This window comes from Methylocystis sp. H4A (genome assembly GCF_015709545.1).
Classification (GTDB): Bacteria; Pseudomonadota; Alphaproteobacteria; order Rhizobiales; family Beijerinckiaceae; genus Methylocystis; species Methylocystis silviterrae.
The window spans coordinates 882,589-904,248 of the sequence record NZ_JADNQY010000028.1 but is presented as its reverse complement, the minus strand read 5'-3'; the positions used below and the strand labels follow the sequence as shown (position 1 = coordinate 904,248).

Annotated in this window: 20 protein-coding genes; 6 read left to right on the top strand and 14 right to left on the bottom strand. The window is 63.6% G+C overall.

Going from position 1 to position 21,660, the window contains the following annotated elements; genetic code table 11:
• Positions 1-248: 248 nt before the first annotated feature.
• Complete coding sequence (locus tag IYW40_RS20925; RefSeq protein WP_196402129.1) at positions 249-1,541, bottom strand: adenylosuccinate synthase; 1,293 nt, start codon at positions 1,539-1,541, stop codon at positions 249-251.
• A 170-nt stretch (positions 1,542-1,711) separates the two neighbouring features.
• Here IYW40_RS20925 and IYW40_RS20920 point away from each other — a divergent pair, with 170 nt between their 5' ends.
• Together IYW40_RS20920 and IYW40_RS20915 are read left to right on the top strand one after the other, a co-directional pair.
• On the top strand, positions 1,712-2,185 hold the full coding sequence (locus IYW40_RS20920; RefSeq protein ID WP_196402128.1) for a hypothetical protein: 474 nt from the start codon (positions 1,712-1,714) through the stop codon (positions 2,183-2,185).
• Positions 2,186-2,422: 237 nt separating this feature from the next.
• Entirely contained in the window at positions 2,423-2,746 is a 324-nt protein-coding gene (locus tag IYW40_RS20915) for a hypothetical protein (protein WP_196402127.1), read from the top strand.
• A gap of 475 nt (positions 2,747-3,221) precedes the next feature.
• Here the strand turns inward: IYW40_RS20915 and rlmH are convergent, their stop codons facing one another.
• The 4 genes from rlmH to IYW40_RS20895 form a co-directional block, all read right to left on the bottom strand.
• The gene (gene rlmH / locus IYW40_RS20910) at positions 3,222-3,698 is read right to left on the bottom strand and encodes a 23S rRNA (pseudouridine(1915)-N(3))-methyltransferase RlmH (RefSeq protein ID WP_196402126.1); all 477 of its coding nucleotides are present in this window, start codon (positions 3,696-3,698) and stop codon (positions 3,222-3,224) included.
• 61 nt (positions 3,699-3,759) lie between these two features.
• A complete protein-coding gene (gene rsfS, locus IYW40_RS20905; RefSeq protein ID WP_196402125.1) occupies positions 3,760-4,104 on the bottom strand; it encodes a ribosome silencing factor in 345 nt (114 codons plus the stop codon).
• Positions 4,105-4,611: 507 nt separating this feature from the next.
• Complete coding sequence (locus IYW40_RS20900; protein ID WP_196402124.1) at positions 4,612-5,583, bottom strand: quinone oxidoreductase; 972 nt, start codon at positions 5,581-5,583, stop codon at positions 4,612-4,614.
• The gene (locus IYW40_RS20895) at positions 5,576-6,289 is read right to left on the bottom strand and encodes a CDP-alcohol phosphatidyltransferase family protein (RefSeq protein ID WP_196402123.1); all 714 of its coding nucleotides are present in this window, start codon (positions 6,287-6,289) and stop codon (positions 5,576-5,578) included. Before IYW40_RS20895 ends, IYW40_RS20900 begins: the two co-directional genes overlap by 8 nt.
• A 134-nt stretch (positions 6,290-6,423) precedes the next feature.
• Between IYW40_RS20895 and IYW40_RS20890 the strand changes: the two genes are divergently transcribed.
• The gene (locus IYW40_RS20890) at positions 6,424-7,701 is read left to right on the top strand and encodes an FAD-dependent monooxygenase (RefSeq protein ID WP_196402122.1); all 1,278 of its coding nucleotides are present in this window, start codon (positions 6,424-6,426) and stop codon (positions 7,699-7,701) included.
• A gap of 33 nt (positions 7,702-7,734) precedes the next feature.
• Here the strand turns inward: IYW40_RS20890 and IYW40_RS20885 are convergent, their stop codons facing one another.
• The 7 genes from IYW40_RS20885 to IYW40_RS20855 form a co-directional block, all read right to left on the bottom strand.
• Positions 7,735-8,241, bottom strand: coding sequence for an Hsp20/alpha crystallin family protein (locus IYW40_RS20885; protein WP_196402121.1), 507 nt, complete (start codon positions 8,239-8,241; stop codon positions 7,735-7,737).
• A 95-nt stretch (positions 8,242-8,336) separates the two neighbouring features.
• Entirely contained in the window at positions 8,337-11,453 is a 3,117-nt protein-coding gene (gene putA / locus IYW40_RS20880) for a bifunctional proline dehydrogenase/L-glutamate gamma-semialdehyde dehydrogenase PutA (protein ID WP_196402120.1), read from the bottom strand.
• Between the two features lie 34 nt (positions 11,454-11,487).
• Positions 11,488-11,703: a hypothetical protein gene (locus tag IYW40_RS20875; RefSeq protein WP_196402119.1), complete on the bottom strand. Its 216-nt coding sequence runs from the start codon at positions 11,701-11,703 to the stop codon at positions 11,488-11,490.
• A gap of 62 nt (positions 11,704-11,765) precedes the next feature.
• Complete coding sequence (locus tag IYW40_RS20870; protein ID WP_196402118.1) at positions 11,766-12,575, bottom strand: formylmethanofuran dehydrogenase subunit C; 810 nt, start codon at positions 12,573-12,575, stop codon at positions 11,766-11,768.
• Positions 12,572-13,480, bottom strand: coding sequence for a formylmethanofuran--tetrahydromethanopterin N-formyltransferase (fhcD, locus tag IYW40_RS20865; protein ID WP_196402117.1), 909 nt, complete (start codon positions 13,478-13,480; stop codon positions 12,572-12,574). The genes IYW40_RS20870 and fhcD overlap by 4 nt, the downstream gene beginning before the upstream one ends.
• Positions 13,468-15,105 (bottom strand): formylmethanofuran dehydrogenase subunit A, encoded by a 1,638-nt coding sequence (locus tag IYW40_RS20860; protein WP_196402116.1) that lies wholly within the window; start codon positions 15,103-15,105, stop codon positions 13,468-13,470. The genes fhcD and IYW40_RS20860 overlap by 13 nt, the downstream gene beginning before the upstream one ends.
• A complete protein-coding gene (locus tag IYW40_RS20855) occupies positions 15,096-16,196 on the bottom strand; it encodes a formylmethanofuran dehydrogenase (protein WP_196402115.1) in 1,101 nt (366 codons plus the stop codon). Before IYW40_RS20855 ends, IYW40_RS20860 begins: the two co-directional genes overlap by 10 nt.
• 584 nt (positions 16,197-16,780) lie before the next feature.
• Between IYW40_RS20855 and IYW40_RS20845 the strand changes: the two genes are divergently transcribed.
• Complete coding sequence (locus IYW40_RS20845) at positions 16,781-17,818, top strand: cytochrome c peroxidase (protein ID WP_246720945.1); 1,038 nt, start codon at positions 16,781-16,783, stop codon at positions 17,816-17,818.
• A 126-nt stretch (positions 17,819-17,944) separates the two neighbouring features.
• On the opposite strand, the gene IYW40_RS20840 is transcribed toward IYW40_RS20845, so the two are convergent.
• Positions 17,945-18,565 carry a response regulator transcription factor gene (locus IYW40_RS20840; protein ID WP_196402114.1) on the bottom strand — a complete coding sequence of 207 codons (621 nt, stop codon included), beginning with the start codon at positions 18,563-18,565 and terminating at the stop codon, positions 17,945-17,947.
• Between the two features lie 108 nt (positions 18,566-18,673).
• Here IYW40_RS20840 and IYW40_RS20835 point away from each other — a divergent pair, with 108 nt between their 5' ends.
• Positions 18,674-20,005 (top strand): ATP-binding protein, encoded by a 1,332-nt coding sequence (locus IYW40_RS20835; protein ID WP_196402113.1) that lies wholly within the window; start codon positions 18,674-18,676, stop codon positions 20,003-20,005.
• Here the strand turns inward: IYW40_RS20835 and IYW40_RS20830 are convergent.
• A complete protein-coding gene (locus IYW40_RS20830) occupies positions 19,999-20,370 on the bottom strand; it encodes an STAS/SEC14 domain-containing protein (RefSeq protein ID WP_210327390.1) in 372 nt (123 codons plus the stop codon). The genes IYW40_RS20835 and IYW40_RS20830 overlap by 7 nt on opposite strands.
• Before the next feature lie 315 nt (positions 20,371-20,685).
• Between IYW40_RS20830 and IYW40_RS20825 the strand changes: the two genes are divergently transcribed.
• Positions 20,686-21,414 (top strand): DUF1614 domain-containing protein, encoded by a 729-nt coding sequence (locus IYW40_RS20825; protein WP_196402111.1) that lies wholly within the window; start codon positions 20,686-20,688, stop codon positions 21,412-21,414.
• Positions 21,415-21,660: the final 246 nt, after the last annotated feature.

The window sequence follows — 21,660 nt, the reverse complement described above, 5'->3', positions numbered from 1 at the left end:
ATTGCTCAGGCATCTACCTCAAATACATAATTACGGCAAACAAAAGGAGACGCTAAAATCATCGATCCAGCCGGCGCTTAGGCGCGGCGCTCAGGGTGTGGGACGCGTGTGGCATACAAGCAACGCCTGCGCCGCTTACGCGAAAACCAATGATGCTGACCGCTCACGAGATTAGATCTTCGGTTGCGCCGATGACGGAAGGGAAAGGCATGATCCAGGTCGAACCCTCCCCTCAAGGGGGGGTATGCTCAATCCTGAAACGGATTGTGTACGAGGATCGTGTCGTCGCGTTCGGGACTCGTCGAGAGCAGAGCGACCGGCGCCTCGATCAGCTCCTCGATGCGACGGACATATTTGATCGCCTGCGCCGGCAGATGCGCCCAGGAGCGCGCGCCGCTCGTCGATTCCTTCCAGCCGGGGAAGCTTTCATAGACCGGCTGCACGCGCGCCTGCGCCGCCTGCGAGGCCGGCAAGCGCTCGATGCGCTTATCGTCGAGCATGTAATGCGTGCAGATTTTGATCTCGTCGAAACCATCGAGAATGTCGAGCTTCGTTAGCGCGACGCCATTGATGCCCGACGTCTTCACCGCCTGACGAGTGAGCACGGCGTCGAACCAGCCGCATCGGCGCCGCCGTCCGGTGTTGGTGCCGAATTCGCGGCCGCGATCGCCGATCAACTGGCCGATCTCGTCATGAAGCTCGGTCGGAAACGGGCCGCCGCCGACGCGCGTCGTATAGGCCTTGGCGATGCCGAGCACATAGCCGATCGCGCCGGGGCCAAGTCCCGAACCGCTCGCCGCCGACGCGGCGACGGTGTTGGACGATGTCACGTAAGGATAGGTGCCGTGGTCGACGTCGAGCAGCACGCCCTGCGCGCCCTCGAAGAGGATGCGCTTTCCGGCACGGCGATTGTCCTCGAGCAGTTCCCACACCGCGTCCATGAACGGCAGGATGCGCGGCGCGACGGAGAGGAGTTCCTCGCGCAGCGCCGCGGGGTCGACCTGGGGCAGGCCCAGGCCGCGCCGCAGCGGATCGTGATGCGCGAGCACGCGCGCGATCTTGTCGTCGAGCAGATCCGGCTCGGCGAGATCCATGAGCCGAATCGAACGGCGCCCGACTTTGTCCTCATAGGCGGGTCCGATGCCGCGCTTCGTCGTGCCGATCTTGGCGCCGCCGCCCGCGTCCTCGCGATGCGCGTCAAGCTCGCGATGCAGCGAGAGGATCAGCGGCGCGTTTTCCGCGATCTTGAGATTCATCGGCGAAATCTCGACGCCCTGCTCGCGCAGCCGGTCGATCTCGCCGACGAGAAAATGCGGGTCGACGACGACGCCATTGCCGATGACGGAAAGCTTGCCGGGCCGCACGATGCCCGAGGGCAGCAGCGCCAGCTTATAGGTCACGCCATCGATGACGAGCGTGTGCCCGGCGTTATGGCCGCCCTGAAAGCGCACGACGACGTCGGCCTCCAGCGACAGCCAGTCGACGATTTTGCCCTTGCCCTCGTCGCCCCACTGGGCGCCGACCACCGCCACATTCGCCATGGCCGTATCTCGATCTCCAAACAGAAAAAGCCCCGCGCGGTAACGCCGGGGCTCGTTACCGCCGGGGTTTAGCGCATGCCGCCGGGTCGGTAAAGGCCCGGCCAACCGGCCCGCAAGCAGGAACTTCGAGCGGTCTTTTCGGTTGGAAACAAATAAGGGGAGGTAGATGCATGCCGACCACGGTCGCTCGCGTTGCACAAAACACCGATGAGGACATCAATCGCGCCATTCGCAACGAAACGCAGGCGCGGCTGTCATACTTCGCCAAACACCCGGAGAAGATCGACGAACGTCTGGAGGAGCTTGATCGGGAGTGGGACATTGAGCGGGCGCTCGAAGCCAACGCCTCCTCTTTGGCGCTCGTTGGGCTTGCGCTCGGCTTAACGTCAGATCGCCGCTGGCTGGCGCTGCCGGTTCTGGTGAGCGGCTTCCTTTTCCAGCACGCGCTGCAGGGCTGGTGCCCGCCTCTGCCTCTCCTGCGTCGAATGTCGTTCCGAACGGCCGAGGAAATCGGTCAGGAGCGCAACGCGCTCAAGGCGCTGCGCGGCGATTTCGACAAGGTCAAAAAGGCCGGCAACAAGGTTCAGGAGGCGGCGCGCGCCGCCGGGCTGGGCTGCGAGATGCACGGGCGTACCGTGCATTAGGAGCGCGAGCCTCTATAAGAATTTTCGCGAAACTCGACGTGAACGAAACAGCGGAGGGAAGCGTCGCGCGTATATCGAAAAAAGCGCGCGCATGTATCGAAAGGTACATTCAATTTAGCGTGCAGCCAGTTTAGCTTGGCGCCGAAGATTGCATTGCTGACAGCTTGGCTGTCGAGGGGCGATCTTTTTTGCCTTGTCGAATTTGCCCGATAAGTTTCAATAAGCAGGGGTTTCAGAATGAAAAAGCCCGTTTCCATTTCCATAAGCAAGTTCACTGAATCCGTTCAGGCCGCCGTGAAGGCCGCGAGCGCGAAACATCCAAAATTCAAATTGGAGGTTCCTGACGCCGTTTCGGTGTCTTATTTAATTCGCGGCATTCCCGTTCCAGAGTTGATCGCTTCACAAGTGACGCTTGGCGAGACGCAGGCGCTTGCCAACGACATCGCAGGCCATCTGGGAGCGTTCGCGGGCGAACAGGGCGGCGCGGTCTATTCCATTGGTCGCCACATCATTGTCGGCATTCCCGTTCCCCCTGAAATTCTTCAGTTTGAACAAAAATAGCTGGATCTAAGCCCATGTCGAAACTTTGTCCGAGCGCGCAGCCCGGCATGGATCGAGCGATGGTCTTGGGCGTCGTTCAGCAGGACGGGCCGAGTCCCGTCGTCCAATATCTGAACGAGCGGCTTCCTGCGACGCCCGAGGTCCTTGCCCTGTCCGCCCCTTTAAAGCCGACCGAAGTATTTCGACTCGCGGCGACATGCGCTGAGCATAAATGTCCGCACTTCGACGGCGCAGATTGCCAGTTGGCGACGCGAGTCGTGAAAATGCTGCCCACTGCAGTCGACAGTTTGCCGCCATGCGCTATCCGAAAGGAATGCCGCTGGCATGCTCAGGAGGGCGAAGCGGCGTGCAAACGATGCCCTGAGGTCACCACTTTGAGCTACGACTTGTCCCAACATGCGCAGGACGTGTCAGGACTGCCGGTTGTCGAGGAGTCGATAGGGTAACCGCTTCGCGGGGGGATACGGCAGCCATCTTATTGCCGATGATACGGGTGCCCCGACAAGATCGTCATCGCCCGGTAAATCTGCTCCGCCGCGAGAATGCGCGCCAGCTGATGCGGCAGCGTCATTGCGCCGAAGGAGAAGACGGCCGTTGCTCGCGCGCGAACGCTCTCGTCGAGCCCTTCGGCGCCGCCAATTGCAAACCACAGCGCCTTGCAGCCCCTGTCGCGTTCTGAGGCGATGAATTGCGCGAAGGCTGCGCTCGTCTCCGCCCTGCCCCGTTCGTCAAACGCCGCAAGCCGCGATTCAGCGGGCAGCGCCGCAAGCAGTTCCATCGCTTCGCGCGACGCCCGCTCGGCTCCGGCGGCCTTGCTCTCGTCGATTTCCTTGAGTTCGAGACCTTCGAGGCCCAGCCGCCGCAAGGCGCGGATGCGCTCGGCATAGCGCGCGAAAAGCTCTCGCTCGGGACCCGCCTTCAGGCGGCCGACGCAGATCAGTCCCAGTTTCATCCGACGCCAGGCGAGACCAGAGGGTACAAGCGATCCCAAGGGGCGCTTGCGTCCGCTCCCGTCAGACCAGGCGAATCTCCACCGGTCGGTCGCCGCCCCACATCTTTTCGAGATTGTAGAACTGGCGCACCTCGGGACGGAAGATGTGGACGATGACGTCGCCGGCGTCGATCAGCACCCAGTCGCACTGGGACAGGCCTTCGACGCGCGGGGCAACGACGCCCGCGGCCTTGAGGGCCTTGATCGCCTTGTCGGCGATGGCGCCGACATGCACGGTCGAACGGCCCGTCGCGATGACCATGTCATCGGCGAGCGCCGTTTTTCCGCGCAGATCGATGGAGACGATGTCCTCGGCCTTGGTTTCGTCCAGGCTGGCGAGAACCTTTTGCACGATTGAGCCGGCCAATTGGGCGCTTGCGCCAATTTCCGGTCGGAGCGGACCACGAGCCGCCCCCGGATGAACACCTGTCGACAGCGTTGCAACCCTCATGCTTCGCGGCCCCACGCCCGTAAGAGAGCCGGCCGCGACACAAGGATGGGGCTCTTGCCGAAAAATTGCAATAGAAACTGGGGGGTTGTCGGGAGGGGCTAAGAAAAAAGCCCGGCTCAAGCGCCGGGCTTTGGAAGGCGGTTCGGGCTAATCGAGAGGCGGGAGGAACCTCAAAGCCGGAACATGGAAAGCATAATCGATTTGCGCCAAAAGCGTAGGAAGAAATTGTCGACTCGCCAGTCGACGGCGCGAAAAGCGGGGAAAAACTGCTGAACGCGTGCCGCGAGAGGCGCGCGGACGGCGCCCGATTCGGCTAAGCTAACAAAGCGTTGCGAAGCGCATCCGTCGGCCCAGTGCTTAAATTGCAACACAAGTCAAGTTTGTCGCCAGAGCCCTGCTTTCGCCGGTCCCTTTATGGCGAAATCATGGAATTAGAACCATGGAGCCGCTGGTGGCGCGTGATTCGAGCGCGGCGTGCACCTTGGCGGCGTCGGCGAGCGGATACCGCGCGGGCTCGGCGAGAGTCACGAAGCCCCGCTTCACCGCATGGACGAAATCATCCATCATCTCCTCATAGTCGCGCCGGCGGGCGATATGGGTGAAGAGCGAGGGACGGGTCGCATAGAGCGATCCTTTCAGCGCCAGAAGGCCGAGGTCGAACGCCGCGATCGGACCGGAGGCTGAGCCAAAACTTACGAACATGCCGAACGGCTTCAGGCAATCTAGCGAAGCCGGGAACGTCGCGCGCCCGACGCCGTCATAGACGACATCGCAGAACTTGCCTTTGGTGATGTCGCGCACGCGCTCGACGAAGTTCTCCTCGCGATAAAGAATCGTATGCTTGGCGCCCGCGTCTTCTGCGATCTTGGCCTTCTCAGGGGAGCCAACCGTCGCGATGACCTTCGCCCCGAGCGCGTTCGCCCATTGGCAAAGGATCTGCCCAACGCCGCCGGCGCCGGCATGGACGAGAACGCGATGATCTTTCTCCACCTTGAACGTCCTGCGCAGCAGATATTGCGCCGTCAGCCCTTTCAGCATCATCACCGCGCCCTGCTCGTAGCTGAAGGATTTCGGCAGATGGACTACTGAGCCGGCGGCGATGTTGCGCGCTTCCGAATAGCCGCCAAGCGCGCCGACATAAGCGACCCGATCCCCGACCTTGAAGTTCTTCACGTTCTCGCCGACGGAGATCACCTTGCCGGCGCCTTCATGTCCCGGGATAAACGGATATTCCGCGGGATAAGCGCCAGTACGGCGGTAGACGTCTATGAAATTGACGCCAATAGCGGCGTGGCGGATTTGCACGTCGTCGGCGGTCGGAGCCGGCAGATCGACGTCTTCCATGACGAGCGCATCCGGCCCGCCGGGTTGATGCACGCGAATCGCCTTAACCATCGTCCTCCCCTTTCGCGATCGCGCCGCCCTCGCGAAAAAGCGGCAAAGCGAGAAAATAGCACCCCGTCACGACCAGAGCCGCCTTTACGAAGAACGAGGCCGCCGCAAGATCCTGTGCGACCGCCGCGATCGCCGCCGCGCCCCAGACGCCGGTGACGAAGAGCGTTACCAGTCGTAGCCGCTTAACGCGCAGCGGATGAACAAAGGCGACCGGAACGAACATGAAGGCCGCCGTCACGAGAACCAGCATGAGACTCGCGGCGGCCGGCGGCCGCAGCACGAGAAGATAGAAGACCACGATGTTCCACAGCGACGGAAATCCGCGAAACCAGTAGTCCGCCGTTTTCATTCGCCGATCCGCGAAATAGAGCGCCGAACAGGCGCAGACCGCGGCGCAAACGGGCGCGGCGACCGCCGGATCCAAGAGGCCGGAGCGCCACAGCGCCACAAGCGGCGTGACCACATAGTTGAGAAAGTCGACGACGAGGTCGAGCGCGACGCCGTCGATGAAGGGCGCCGTTTCAGTCACTCTGAAATGCCGCGCCAGCGTTCCGTCGACGGCGTCGACGACGAGCGCCGCGCCAAGCCAGGCGAACATCGCGGCAAAGTGGCCGTCCGCCGCGAGGAACAGCGCGATCAGGCCGAGCGCCGCGCCGCTCGCCGTGAACAGGTGGACAGAAAGGCCGATGAGGCGAGAAGACGTCACGAGGCGCGGCGACTGGAGAAGCGGGACGTCAGCCTAGCACCGCCCCCGCGCCGAGCCAAAGCCATCCTGCTCGCGCCGGTCCTGCTCGCGCTCCGAAGAGTCTCCCGCTATAACAAGCGAAGGAGACGGATGAGATGACAGCGGCGCACGAAAACATCAGATCGGAAATTCTCGTCGCCGGCGCCGGGGCGACCGGCCTTGCAGCCGCGCTGGCCTTCGCGCGTGCGGGATTGAAAACGACCCTCGCCGGTCGCATTCCGCCGCCGCTGCCGGGACGCACGGTCGCCTTGTTCGAAGCGTCCGTCCGATTTCTCGATGCGCTCGGCGCGCTGGAGCGCGTCAGAGCGCGCGGCTGCGCCGTCGAAGCGATCCACATGATCGACGACACCGATCAGTTTCTGCCGGTGCCGGAACTCAGCCTGCGGGCGCGCGAGATCGGTCTGCCGGCGCTCGGCGTCAATGTGTCGAACGACGACCTCGTCGCGATCCTGCTGGATCTTTGTCGCGGCCGCTCCGAAATCGCGTTCGTCGACGCCGACATCGCGGATTATGAATTCAACAGCGACGGCGCCGTCGCCATTCTCGCAGACGGACGCCGGCTCCAGGCGGACTTCATCGTTGCGGCGGACGGGCGCAACAGCCGCGCCCGCGCGGTCGCCGGCATCGACGTGAAGGAGTGGACCTATCCGCAGATCGCGCTCACGATGATGCTGCGCCACGAGTTCCCGCACGAAAACGTCTCGACGGAATATCACACGCGCTCGGGCCCTTTCACGCTGGTGCCGCTGCCCGCGCGCGAGGATGCGCCGAATCGTTCGAGCCTCGTCTGGCTGATGAGCGTCGCCGACGCGCGGCGGCGCCTCGCGAAGCCGCGCGAAGACCTCGAATATGAAATCGAGGATTTCGCCAAGTCGGAACTGGGCGCGATGCGCATTGAAGGCGACATCGGGCAGTTCCGCATGGGCGGCATGCAGGTGTCGAAGCATGCCACGGGCCGCCTCGCGCTGGTTGGCGAGACATGTCACATTTTTCCGCCGATCGGCGCGCAAGGACTAAACTTAAGTCTGCGCGACGTGGCCGATCTCGAGGATTGTCTCGCCAGCGTCGATCTCAAGAATCCGCGCGAACTGTCGCGGGCGCTGGCGCGCTACGACCGTCACCGGCGCGCCGACATCGGCTTCAGAACGCATGGCGTCGACCTGCTCAACCGGTCGCTTATCATTCCCTATCTGCCGGTGGATTTGCTGCGCGGCGCAAGCTTCATCGCCATGGCGGCGCTCGGGCCGCTGCGGCGGGCTGTCATTCGCGAGGGCGTGTTGCCGCATCTCGTTCTGCCGCGCCTGATGCGACGGCCGGCGCACAAGCCCGAAGTCGCCGGCGCTCCGCACGGACGCGCCGGCCTGCGATCTTAGAGGCTGCGCTTGAGCGCCGCGTCTAACGCGGCGCTACTTGGCGGCAATCTCGATCTTCTTTTCTTCCTGCTTGGATTCCGGCGTTTTCGGCAGCTTGATTTTCAGCACGCCCTTTTCGAAGTCCGCGGTGATTTTCTCCGCGTCGACTCCTTCGGGAACCCTGAAGGCGCGGCGGAAGGAGCCGTATCGGCGCTCCGAACAGTAATAGCCCTCCTTCTTTTCTTCCTTCTCTTCGCTCTTCTCGCCGGAAATCGACAAGACGCCGTTCGAAAGCTTCACATCGACGCTCTTTTCATCGAGCCCCGGCAGTTCGGCGGTGATCTCGTATCCACCGTCCTTCTCGACGAAATCGACCGGCGGCGTCGCCGGCAGCTGCGACATCAGACGATCGAACGGTTGAAAGTCGGCGAGTCCTCTACGCGACGGAAAGTCGTCAAAGAGCCGATCGAACTGGCGCCGGACGGATTCCAAAGGATGCCAATCGAAAACGCCGCCCTGCGTGGACTCTCGTGACGCTGGCAGCTTGCTTTGTTCGGCCATGCTGATCTCCCTCCTTACGGACGATCGCCAAGCAACCGAAAATTCAGCAACGATGGCGCTGACGATCGATGTGGAAACGCTAGTGAAGTGGAGCGTCAGAGGTGTGACTTCAACGGGCGTGTTTGCGCCAATTTGTCGCGATCAAGCTCGTCGGAGTCTCCGAGCGACAACAGTCCCGCGTCGCCCCCCGAAGACGCGGTGTTGATCGTCAGCGTCGTCTCAAGAAGGAAGCGCAGGAGATAATCCGGCCCGCCGGCCTTGGGGCCGGTGCCGCTCAAGCCGAATCCGCCGAAAGGCTGACTGCCGACGACCGCGCCGATCATGTTGCGATTGACGTAGATATTGCCGGCCGGCGCTTGGCGCGACAACGCGCGAATGCGCTGTTCGATGCGCGTATGCATGCCGAGCGTGAGGCCATATCCGCTGGCTTCGATGTCCGTGAGCAGTTGCGACAGACGCTCGGACCGCCACGTCGCCACATGCAGGACGGGTCCGAAGATCTCTTCCTGCAAATCCTCGACGCGATCGAGTCTGACGATATGCGGCGCGACGAAAGTTCCCGTCGATGGCGCAACGCCAGCGTAAAGAATTCGCCCGGCTGCGCGCTGACGCGAAACATAGGCGTCGAGTTTGTCCTTCGCCTCGGCGTCAATCGCCGGGCCGACATGCGTGCCGATCTCGCGCGGATCGCCGACCCGCAACTCGCGCGCAGCGCCGATCAGCGTTTCGAGACAGACGGGCGCGATCTCCTCTTGCAGGCACAAGAGCCGCAATGCTGAACACCGCTGGCCGGCCGATCGGAAGGCTGACGTCATGACGTCGTCGACGACCTGTTCGATCAGCGCCGTCGAATCGACGATCATCGCATTGATCCCGCCGGTTTCGGCGATGAGCGGCGCGATCGCGCCATCTCGCTCGGCGAGCGTGCGATTGATCCGCTGCGCAACTTCGACCGAGCCGGTAAAAACGACGCCGGCGGTCAGCGGATCGGCGACAAGCGCGGCGCCGATCGCGCCGTCGCCCGGCGCAAAGAGCAGCGCGTCCTTCGGAACGCCGGATTCGCGCAGGAGTGCGATCGCCATGGCGGCGACGAGCGGCGTCTGCTCGGCGGGCTTGGCGACGACGCAATTTCCCGCGACCAGCGCCGCTGCGACCTGGCCGATGAAAATCGCGAGCGGGAAATTCCAGGGCGAAATGCAAATAAAGACGCCGCGTCCGTGCCGGCGCAGGACATTGGCTTCACCCGTCGGGCCCGGCAGCGGCATGTCGGCGCAGAGAATTCGCGCTTGACCGGCGTAGTAGCGGCAAAGATCGGCCGCCTCGCGCACCTCGGCGAGCGCATCGTCGAGAGTCTTGCCGCCCTCGCTTTGCAACAAGGCGATCAATGGGCCGCGTCGCGCCTCAATGAGATCGGCCGCGCGTTCGATCATCCGCGCCCGCGCCTCGAACGGAGTCCTGGACCATTCCGGGAAGGCGCGCGCCGCCGTCGCGACCGCAGCATGCGCCGCAGCTTCATCCGCTTCGACGACCTGACCGACGACGGCGCCGTCGATCGGCGACAGGACCGGGCGCGCCGCAGCCCGCAATTCGACGCTCGGTCGTGCATCTGGCGGCGGAAAAGGCGCGCGCGTCTCGTCGATCAGCGCCGCAAGCGCAGTCCGATCGCCAAATTCCACGCCTTTCGAATTGGCGCGTTGCGGCAGGTAAATCTCGCTTGGCGGCGGAAGGCGCGGATGACGCGCACGATTTGGCGCGCCGAGCGCTTCATAAGGGTCCGCGACGAGCGCGCGCTCCGGCGTCTCGGGATCGGCGGCGCGCGCAACGAAAGAGGAGTTGGCGCCGTTCTCGATCAAGCGCCGCACGAGATAGGCGAGAAGATCGCGGTGCGGGCCGACCGGCGCATAGATTCGAACGGCGACGTCACTCATTTCGGCCAGCGACTCATAGAGCGACTCGCCCATGCCGTGCAGGCGCTGAAACTCGAAGTCGCGCCGCCCGCCCGCCAGCGTTAGAACTGCGGCGACGCTCCGAGCGTTATGCGTGGCGATTTGCGGGAAGAGATGTGATTGGGCGAAGAGCCGCGCCGCGCAGGCGTCGAAATTGAGATCGGTCATCGCCTTGCGCGTGAACACGGGATAATCGGCGAGACCGCGCTCCTGCGCGCGCTTGATTTCGCTGTCCCAATAGGCGCCCTTGACGAGACGAAGCATGAAGCGCCGATGGTTCGCTTCCGCGAGCGAGGCGACATAGTCGATCGCGGCCATCGCGCGCTTCAGATAGGCCTGCACCGCGAGCCCGAATCCGTCCCAGCCGGAAAGCGACGGGTCTTCGACGACGCGTGCGATCACGTCCAGCGAAAGTTCGAGTCGATCCGCCTCCTCAGCATCGATGGTGAAAACGAGATCACGCTCCTTGGCGAGGCGCGCCAGATCGAGCAACCGCGGCGGCAATTCCCGCAATACGCGTTCGCGCGAAATCGCCTCATAGCGCGGATGCAGCGCCGAAAGCTTGATCGAAATTCCAGGGCGCACAGGGAGCCCGGAGCTTCCGGCCGAGTCGCCGATGGCTCGAATGGCGTGGGCGTAGGCCTCAAAATAGCGCTCGGCGTCTTCCGCCGTCCGCGCGCCCTCGCCGAGCATGTCATAAGAGAACCGCTCGCGCCGTCCCTGCTCCCGTCTGATCGCCGCTTCGATGGTTTCGCCAAAGACGAAATGCGCGCCCATCAGCCGCATCGCCTGACGCGCGGCGGCGCGCAGCGCCGGCAGGCCGAGACGCCGGGCAATGTCGGCGACGAGCCCGCGCGGCTCCGTGACGTCGACGATGCGCGCCGAAAATCCCAGCGCGAAGGCGCAGGCCTGAATGAGCAGCGCGTCGCTCGATATCTCGTGATGGGAGAAATCGCCCTCGGCGAGCTTATCCGTAAGGAGTTGATCGGCGGTCGCATCGTCGGGCACGCGCAGCAGCGCTTCGGCGAGCGCCATAACCGCCAGACCCTCCCGCGAGGAGAGGGAGAATTCGTGGAGGAAATCTTCGACGCCGCCAAGCGGATCGCGTTGTGCGCGAATGCCGCGCACGAGCGTCAGCGCAGCTTCTTCTACGACCCGTTGTGTCGCAGCATCCGGACGCGAACCGAGAAAGGCTTCAGCGAAGCTCTCGTCGGGGGGCGCGTAAGGCGCCGCAAAGGGCGCCGGCCGATCGTCTTTTCGATTCATTCGCCATGGAACCGACCGCGCCCGAAGGGCGCGATCAGATCTTGTCGCCTTCCGCTCCCGGCCGCGCGCAACGCCACTTCGTAACCGTCAGTTGCGGGTGTTCGCCGCACCATTGAGCGATATATGGCATCGCCTGCATCACGCAATTGCTGGTCGAGCCCGTGGTCGATTCGAGGACGAGCTTGCGCTCGTCGCAGGCGGCGGGCTGCGCCAGCGTGCAGACAGTAAGGATGAGTTCGACGAAAATCATCGCAATCTCCTTGCTCAGCGCCCGCTCGAGGGCGTTTCGCTTTCTAGCAAGGGTAATGCCCGTCAGTCGGCGGTCAATATCTCGCCCTTGCCAAAGACCGCCGTGTCGCCGCCATAGCGGCGCAGCTTGCGCGACAGGAGATCGGCGGCGGGGGTGCTATGATCCCTGAGAGAGCGTGCGAAAAGCCTTGCGAAAGTAAGCTCATGCGCGCCGCAGTCGACATAGGTCGAACCGAAGCAGCCGCCGTGCGCAAGGACAATCGAGCCGCGTTTGTTGAGATAGCCGACGCGCCCCTTGGCCTCGCCCAAAACCAGGATCGTGCCGGCGATGACGCGTGCGCCGAGATCTTCGCCGGCGTCACCCTCGATGACGAGAATGCCGCGACGCAGCCGGTCGCCGGCGCGTGCGCCCGCCTTGCCGCGCACGATGACGCGCCCGCCAGCCATGCCGGCGAGTTCGCCCGCGAGCGGACCGGCGAGGAAATCACCGACGTCGCCTTTGATCTCCATCTCGGCGCCAAGGTTGCCGGAAGCTGCATGCGGGCCGGCGTTTCCGGCGACGGTGATCCTGCCGCCCTTGGCGAGACGGCCGCACTGCGCCCCGACGTCGCCTTCGACATGAATCGCAAAGCCAGGCAGAAGCTTCGCGCCGAGACAATCGAAGCGCGCCGAGCCGCCCTCATAGCGAACAGTCTTCAGATCGCCTTCCGAAACTTTGAAGAGGTCGCCGACTTTCGTCGAAATGCGCGTCACGCCGATCTCGATCGCTTCGATCTGCGCGACGGATTTTCCCGCAAGGCGGTCGGGCGTCAGCGCCGAGAGATCGACACGCTGCGGCGGCTCCTGGCGAAGCGTGAAGGTAAAGGGCTTCACGGCAGCAATTCCTTCAGATGATAGTGAAACGGTCCGAGCTTACCGCCGTAATTGCCGGCGCCGACGCGCTTGGCGCCCTGCTCCGGCCCCATGTCGATGATGGCGTGAAGCCCCGCGCGCATCGCCTCGCGAACGGCGTTGTCGGTCAAGCCGTCGATGACGATTTCGAGCACGCAGCCGATATCCGCGTCGAGCTCGCTTTTGGTGACGCCCCGCAATGTCGGGCAATAAGCGTCATTGGTCGACGCGCTCATGCCCTTGTATTTCGAACCGACCTTTGAGCCCGAGCGCACGATGCCGCCGGGGAACGGCGCAATGGCGTCGGCGACGCCGTCGATCGCCGAGACGGCGGCCTCGGTCGCGCGCATGGTCTTGTCCCAGTCCGCGCCCATAATCAAAAGATTGCCGCCACCCACGGATTTCTTGGTCAGGCCGACCTTACCTTCGCAGAAAAACTCTCCGTCCATGACGGGCACGCGCCAGTAGCGCCGGTCGTCGACGACCTTGGACATCTGCCACTTGTCGCCGAACTGGCGCAGCGCGTCGCCGACCTTGATCTCGAATTCGCCGGGGACCGTCGAATAGACCGCGGAGCCCGGGCACGTCAGCACGCATTGGCCGAGTCGGTTGACGAGCTGCTTCTCGGCATCCTTCGATGACATGGCGAAGAGCAGCGCGCGAACGCCCGGACGTCCGTCCGGCGTTTCTTCGGGCGGCACTTCGCGATCGATTCCGGCCTCGCAGCCGCAGCCGATGACCGACGTTGCAAAACCCGTCATCGTCAGCGCCGCCTGCCGCGCCCATTTGGCGTTCGGCGCGGTGATCAGAATGCCCGTCCCGCTCATCGGGAAGGCTTCGGCGAAATTGTCGTCTATCGTCACGCCGTTGCGAATTATATCCGGCATGGAACCTCCGCAAAGGCGTCCTTGTGCGGCAGCGCGGCGTCAGGCACGTCGAAAATGCTGCGCGGCAGGCCGTAAAGGTCGTCGTAGTATGAATCGAGACGCTTCGTAATCTGCTGATCGTAGCGCGGGCGAATATGCAGCGTCTTGCCGTGCGTGTAATGCGAGACTTGGCCATCGCGCACGACGAGGGCGCCGTCCTTGAAGACGAGGGCCGCGCGCCGGAACATGCCGGCGACGTCGCGTCCGGGCTTATAAACGGCGATGTCGGCGACGGCGCCTGGACTGAGCCGGCCGCGATCGACAAAGCCAAAGAGCTTCGCGGCGCCGGAGCGGCTCATCTGCGCGATCTCGTAAAGCGTGTATTCGCGCGAAATCGACGGCAGCGTCGTGTGCTCCAGCACCTCGGCCGGAAGGCGCGCAAGATGCTGCGCGCGAAGGTCGGCGCTCATCAGCAGCGCAAAGAGTTCCGGATAGGTCGTGAAGGGACCGCCGTTCGGATGGTCGGTGGTGAAGAACACCTGCTCGGGATTGTCAATGAGCAGGAAGAGCTCGAGGCCCGCCGCCCATTGGATGGCGTTGTAGTAGTTCGAAATCTTATAGGCGTAAGGAACGATGCCGCCGCCATTGGCGTCGCCGTCGAAGATCGCGCCCTTCTTGGGGATCGCGCCGGGCAGGCTGTTGAACTGCTTCAGAACGTCGGACGAGATCGTCACCGTGTCCGAAAACATCACTTGGCCGACGTCGACGCTCACATTCTTATTGGCGTTGATCTTCTCGGCGAAGACCGCGCCGGCCGACGAGAAGCCGTTCTTGCCTTCCTTGCCATAGGCGTAGAACTGCACATGGGCGAGATGCAGCGGCAGCCCCTGCGCCGCGTCGATCGTGGCGAGCGCCGTGTCGATATTGCCGGCGAGCCCGAGATTGTTCATGTGCAGATGCAGCGGATGGGCGATGCCCACCGCCTGAGTCGACTTCTGCAGCGCCTGGAAAATCTGGCGCGACGTCAGCCCGTAAAAAGGCACGACGTCGTCAAGCCCGAAGGCGCGCATGTTCTCCTTGAAGGCCTCGACCCCGCCGGGATTGATGCACTTCAGTCCGAGCGAACGGGTGTTCTCGACGGTCTGCGCGACATAATCGTTGATCGCGCCGTCGGTCTCGCCGTCGCGCAACATGCCGAGCAGAAAGTCGTCGTTGCCGAGCACGGTGAGCGCGCCCTTGTCGATGATCGGCACGTCGTTGAATTCGAGATGGGTCTGCAGCGCGTGATGCGGCGCCATCGCCGGCTCGACGACCGTGGTGAAGCCCATCTGCGCGTAGAGACGGCCGGTCTCGTAGCTCGACCATTTGGCCGTCGACAGCGGCGTGTCGGCGAGCCGCGCGCGAATCGCGCGATGCAGCTCCGGCAGCAGCAGTCGCGCCGTGTTCACATTGCCGCCGGCGATGTGCGAATGGATATCGATTGCGCCGGCCATAACGATATGGCCGGAGACATCGATCTCGTGATCGGCGCTGCGCCCTTCGGGCCGCTCGACGATGCGGCCATCCTCGAACCACACGTCGCCGATCGCGTCCTGGCCGGTCGCCGGATCGACGATATGGCCGCCGCGCAAAACTGTCAGCGCCATGCGCCCTCCGAAACTTCCGCCATGATGGCGCCGATCGCCTGCGCGACGCTCGGCGCGTCGGTCGGCGCGCTGGCTTTGCGCAGCGTCATGCCGCCGGTTTCCTGACTCATCAGCACCGCGTCATGCGTGACTCCGGGCTGACCGACTTTAATGAACAGCCCGCGAGACGGCGAAGTATGCGCCGGCGCGAGCGTGATGAGCGGGATGTCGGGGCGAGACCAGGCGGGCTTCTCGCCGTCAAAGGCGGAAATCCACAGCGCCGCATCGGCCTCGCCGCTATCGACGAGCCGCGAGGCTTCGAAGCGCCACGGGTCGTGCTCCGGATAACCACGGCCAAAGCCCGTGCGCGGCGGAAAGCCCGTCATCCAGCCCGCCGTCTGTGTCACGCCCGAAGCGCCGCTGCGGCCGCCGATATGGACGCCGGTGAATCGGGTCGTGGCGTTGAGCTCGATCACCAAAGCCTGCATCATTTCGATCGCCAGCGGATCGAGCGTCGACGCCGACCAGACGAAGACGCCAAAGCGCGCGTTTCGCAGCGTCTCTACGAGGCCGTCGATGAGCGCGACTTTTTCGGCGCCAAGCGCCACCGGCCGTCCGCCGAAGCGGGCGCGCCACGCCGCCAGCACGCCGGAAAGTTCCTGCACAGAGGCCGGAATGACCTTTGCGCCGGGGACGGCGTTCGCTTCCTCGCCTTCCGGCCCGACCCAAATCAGCTTGCGCGGCTGCTGCGCTTGCGCCCCGCGGCGCGGCGGCTCGGCAAGCGCAAGGCGCTCCAGCATCCCGGGCCAGGCTTGAGTCAGCCCCGGGCCGATCAGCACGACGCAATCGCCGCGAAGGCGCGCTTCGTTCGCCGTCGTCGTGAACATGCCGAAGGAACGCTTGACATCGATATCGGCGAGCGTTTCGCGCGACGCGAGATGGTCGAAGGCGCCCTTCAGCCGCTCGGCCAAGAGGATCGCGGCGCGCACGCCGGCGACGTCGGCGCCGAGGCCGGCGACGAGCGGAAAGGCCGCCCCTCTGAGAATTTTGGCGGCATGTTTATAGGCGTCGCCAAGCGCAATCGCCTTGCCGTCGAGCGTCGCTGTCTCCATTCCTACCCCGATTTGCGACCTGCCCCGGCCAAGCTCAAAAGCTTAACGGCGAAGTGAACGCTATCCATTTGTTTTTTAGCGTCTACTCGCCGAGCCGGGCGGCTCCTCCCGTGTTTTGCTTATGCCTATCAGCCGTCACGGCGACTGTCGAGACGTTCGGCTGCGTCATTTGCATTCGAGGCTCCACAGAAGCGTTCAGCTGTCGTCGCCAGCGGCCGATATTGTGCGCCGCATCCCATTTGCGAAGCGGCGGCGATCATGTTAAATGCTGCGCCGAGCTTAAACCTGCGGGCGCGATGCGCCACATAAGCAGGCAGAGCCGTAAAGAGTCCTAATACGGAGGAAAAAATGGCCTGGACGACTCCCGTGATTGTCGAAGTCTGCGTCGGCATGGAAATCACCAGCTACGAGTCCGCCGAGATCTAAACTTGGCGCGGCCTTCGCTTGGTCGAAGGCGCCAACGAATTCCAAAAATCGAGCCGGCAAGAAGAGCGCTGCGCAATGCGGCTGCGCTTCGCATCGCCGGCTCGAATCATTTTGGCCAACGTCGGCGAGACGAGTGGCCGCGAACAGGAGCGTCGAATTTGCGCTCGCCTTCTTTTTTCATCGCCCTTGTCTCTCTCCTGTTCATCGCTGCGACCGCCCGAGCGGAAGGTCCGAACGCGAAGACGCTTCTTGAGGACGCGAAACAGAATTTCCAGCCGATCGTCGTTCCCTCCCCTGGCAATGATTCGGTGACGGCGGCGCGAATCGCGCTTGGTCGCCGGCTGTTTTTCGAAAACCGCGTGTCGATGGACGGCAACGTCAGTTGCGCGCATTGCCATTTGCCGGACAAGCAGGCGAGCGACGGGCTGCCGAAGGCGATTGGCGTGTTCGGCAAGGAAAATCCGCGCAACGCGCCGTCGATCTTCAACGCCGCGCTGAATTTCAAACAGCATTGGCGCGGCGAACGTGAATCGCTCGAAGACCAGGCGGAAAAATCGCTCCTCGGCCCTGCGAGCTTCGGCAATCCCGATCAGGCGACGGCGATGAGCAAGCTCAAGGCGATTCCCGCCTACGCCGGCGCTTTCGCAAAGGCGTTCCCCGGCGATCAGGACCCCATCAATTCGAAGAATTGGGGCGTCGCGGTCGGCGCCTTCGAGCGCATGCTGCTGACGCCCGCCAAATTCGACGCCTTCCTTGCGGGCGACGTTTCGGCGCTGACGAATCAAGAGCTGGCCGGGCTGCGCAAATTCATCGATCTCGGCTGCGCCTCTTGCCACAATGGCCCGGGCGTCGGCGGCAATTCCTTCCAGAAATTTGGCGTCGTGAGCGACTACTGGAAGGCGACAGGAGTCACGACGCCGGACAAAGGTCGCGCGGACGTCACAAAGAATGACGCCGACCTTTTTGTCTTCAAGGTCGCGGGCCTTCGCAATGTCGCGCAGACGGCGCCCTATTTTCACGACGGGTCGGTCGAGGACCTGACCAAAGCCGTGAAAATCATGGGCAAGACGCAGCTCGGGCAGGATCTGTCGGAGAAGGACGCGGCCGACATTGTCGCCTTTCTCGGGGCGCTGACGGGACCGATTCCGGCGAATTACGCGCCGCCGGAGCCCTATCCGGACGCCGAGACGAAATAGGCCGCGCGTCCCCTCTCCCGCTCGCGGGAGAGGGTGGCCCTGCAAAGCAGGGCCGGGTGAGGGCCCTCATCCGTCGTCGCTTCGCGACGACACCTTCTCCCGCATGCGGGAGAAGGGATACGCCTCTCACGTCAGTTTGTGTTCCAGCGCGATGCGCATCAGCTCCATCGGCGTGCGGGCGCCGAGCTTTCGTTTCATGATCGAGCAGCTGTTGGCGATGGTCTTGTAGGAGACTTGAGTCGCGTCGGCGATCTCCGTCGTTCCGAGCCCGCGCCCGAGCATTCGCAAAATCTCCAATTCGCGCGCGGTCAACGCGGAGAGCGGACTGGCCGAAGCGCCGCTCTTTTCGAAGGCGAGCTGGTTGGCGATTTTGGGCATGAGGAAAACGCCGCCGGACGCGACCTCGCGCACCGCCGTCAGCAAGAGATAGGGATCGTCGTTCTTCGTCACATAGCCTTTGGCCCCCATCTGAATCGCGCGCGCCGCGAAGATCGGATCGTCGTTCATGCTGAAGATGACGATGCGCGCCTGCGGATCAGCTGCGAGAATCCGCCGCGTTAATTCGAATCCCGAAACCCCCGGCAGACCGATGTCGACGACGGTCACGTCCGGCTTTTGCGCCGCGAAGACGGCAAGACCCGTCTCCGCGTCTCGCGCGTCGACGACGTCGATGTCGCCTTCACCGGCGAGCATCGCCGCGCAGCCGGAAACGATGATCGGATGGTCGTCGACGATAAGAACGCGCATAATCGAACGTGGCTCCAAGTCTCCCGGGCTTGCCGAAGGCAGGCGGCGAAACATTGCCGGCATTTGGGGCCTTTCGTAAAGTCGCATGCTTCTCTAGAGAATTGGCCCATGCTTCGAAGGCTCTCCCTGCGCCTTCGCCTGTCGCTGCTGCTCGGCGTCGTGCTTGCGCTGGGATTGGCGCTCGGCGTCGGCCTGCTCGTATTGCATGCGGGCGCGCGCGTTCGCGCCGAAGCCGACGGCGCGACGCGCCTTGCGCGCGAGCTCATAGAAGCGACGCTAACGCGGCTTGACGCGGCGCCAGACCCGCAGGCGGAGATCGCGCGACTTCTCGCTGACGCGCGGCGGCTGCGCCATGTTCGCGTCACGCTCGCCGGAGAGGAGACGCCCGCTCGGGAGGACGTTGACCGCGCGCCGCAGTGGTTCACCCGGCTCGTGCTGCCGAACGCCGCCGTGACCCGAATCGAAACCGGCCGCGGGGCCGCGATCATGATCGCTCCCAATCCCGCGGATGAGATCGCCGAGATTTGGCAGGAGATCGTCTGGCTCGCGATCGGCGGCGCGGGAATCGCCGTCGCCGCCTTCGCGCTCGTTTCGCTCGCCGTGTCGCGGACGCTACGCCCAGTCGCGACGCTCGCGGAGGGACTGAAGCGTCTGGAGCGCGGCGAACATTCGATGCGCGTTCCCGCCGACGGGTCTCCGGAATTCGTCATCATCGCCGAACGAATCAACGCGCTCGCCGCAACGCTGCAACGACTCGATGAAGAAAATCGCAAGCTCGTGCGGCGCATGATCCATGTGCAGGACGAAGAGCGAAAAGACATCGCCCGCGATCTGCATGACGAAATCGGCCCCTTTCTGTTCGCGGTGCGCGCTGGCGTGGGCGCGTTGGCGCGACGGGTGACGGCGTCGGGCGCAGACCCGACCCGGCTCGCCGAAGACTGCGCCCGCATCGACGCGCAGATCGCCGCTCTGCAACAGGTCAACAGGCGCATTCTCGGCCGGCTGCGTCCCGCCGCCCTCGAGGAGATGGGACTTGCCGACGCGTTAGAGGCGCTGGCGCAAGGCTGGCGCGAAACCAACCCGAAGGTCGCCATCGCGCTTTCGCTCGACGGCGCCTCAGGGGACATCGAAGAAGCGACCGCGCTCACCGCCTATCGCATCGTGCAGGAAGCGCTCGCCAATGCGCTTCGACATTCAGGCGCCAATCGAGTCGAGGTCGCCGTCAAGCGGTCGACGGGCGCATTGCATATTGTCGTGCGGGACAATGGGGCGGGTCTCCAAGCGACTCGTTCCGCGTCCTCGAGCGGTCTCGGCTTGCGCGGTATGAGCGAACGAGTCGGCGCGCTCGGCGGCGCGCTTACGCTTGCGAACGACGCAATGGGCGGCGCGCGGCTAACCGCGTCGCTGCCGATGCGCGAGGGCGGAGCGGCGCGTCACTGAGCGACAATCCAGTCGCGCGCCTGATCGGCTTGCGTGGTCGGAAACGCCTTCATGTCGCCGGGCATCATGAAGCTGAAAAACTGCATCGTGTGCTTGATCCACTCAACGTCCGTGACAAGCGCGACACGTTCCCAGCGCGTGAGATGCTCCATGCCAACCCTAAAGTCCTCCCACATCGCGCCCGGATCAAATCCCGAAAAATCAGGCGCGATTTCGTAATAGATCCTGACCTTGTCATATTTCTCGAGCGCGTCCCGAACCGCCGGCACAAGAACGGCGTCATAATCGGCTTTCGTCACGCGTCCCTTGCAGACGATCGCAACGACGTTCGCGGGAAAGTTCGAGAGCTGCTCGATCACCGGCATTCTCCTCAAATCTTCGCCGCGCAAGATGCGGCTATGCGCAGGACTCCACTTTGAGCGCAGGCATGAACGATCGCACGTCGGACATCGCGTAATTGTGCTGTCCGCCAGGAATTTGAAGACAATCGCCAAAATTTGGATCGGGCGATCATCCGCTCCGGCAGACGGCGCCGGGCCACCGTGAGGGTCAAGCCAAGGGCGCTCGCCCTCTCGCTTCAGCTCGCGGTCTTTCGCCTAACTGAGACTCAACTCGACCGGCGTCGCTTCGCCCCTATATGCGGCTTAACGGTCGACGCACCGCAATGCACGGGGTGGCGCGTGAACTCACAACATGTTGATTATCTCCCGCTACCGCCCATCCTCTATGCGGTCTTCCTGGGCGCGCTCATTGCGCTGTTCCTGCTGATCCAGTTTGGGGTGCTTCGCTATGCTTTCGGCCGCATCGGCCTGAGCTCGAAATTTGCGACGCTCCTCTTGCTCGCGTCGCTTCTGGGAAGCTATGTGAACATTCCGGTTGCGCACTTCGCTCAGGAACGCGTCGTTCCTCTAGAAATGGTCGACGATTTTGGCGGGCGCTATGTCGTTCCAGAGGTCGTCGACTGGCCAGGAATGATATTGGCCGTCAATGTCGGCGGCGCCGTTATTCCGCTATTGCTTTCGATCTATCTGCTCGTCCGCAATCCTATCTGGATCGTGGCGGCGCTGGCGACGGCGGTCGTCGCTTTGGTTGTCCATTACTTTGCGCGGATTGTGCCCGGCGCCGGCATTAGCGTGCCGATCCTGGCGCCGCCGCTGTTGTCGGCGGCTCTCGCGATCCTGCTGTCGCGCGATTTCGCTGCGCCGGTCGCCTATGTCAGCGGCAGTCTCGGCACGCTCATCGGCGCCGACTTACTCAATCTTGATAAGATAGAGGGCATCGGGACGCCGATCGTCTCGTTTGGCGGCGCCGGAACATTCGACGGCATTTTCGTCACAGGAATTCTTGCGGTTCTGGTCGCGAGCCTGCCCTTGCGGCGGAAAACCACTGGCGTTTCGGCGACGACTTAATCCGATCTGCGCCGAGCCAACAACAGCGTGCGAGCCGGCCTGTTCGACGCGCTCGACGGCAAATTTGCGCCGGACAAACACATTTATCCCGCCGGCATTCGGCTGTTGACGCTGGAGCGCACGGCCGTTCGCCCTCGTCGCGCGGTTCGGGATATCTTCCCGAAACATACGGGAATGTATCCGCAGATTTCCGTTATTTTTCAGAAGTGTAGCGGTCGTACAACAGACGGGAAATATTGCCGGTTT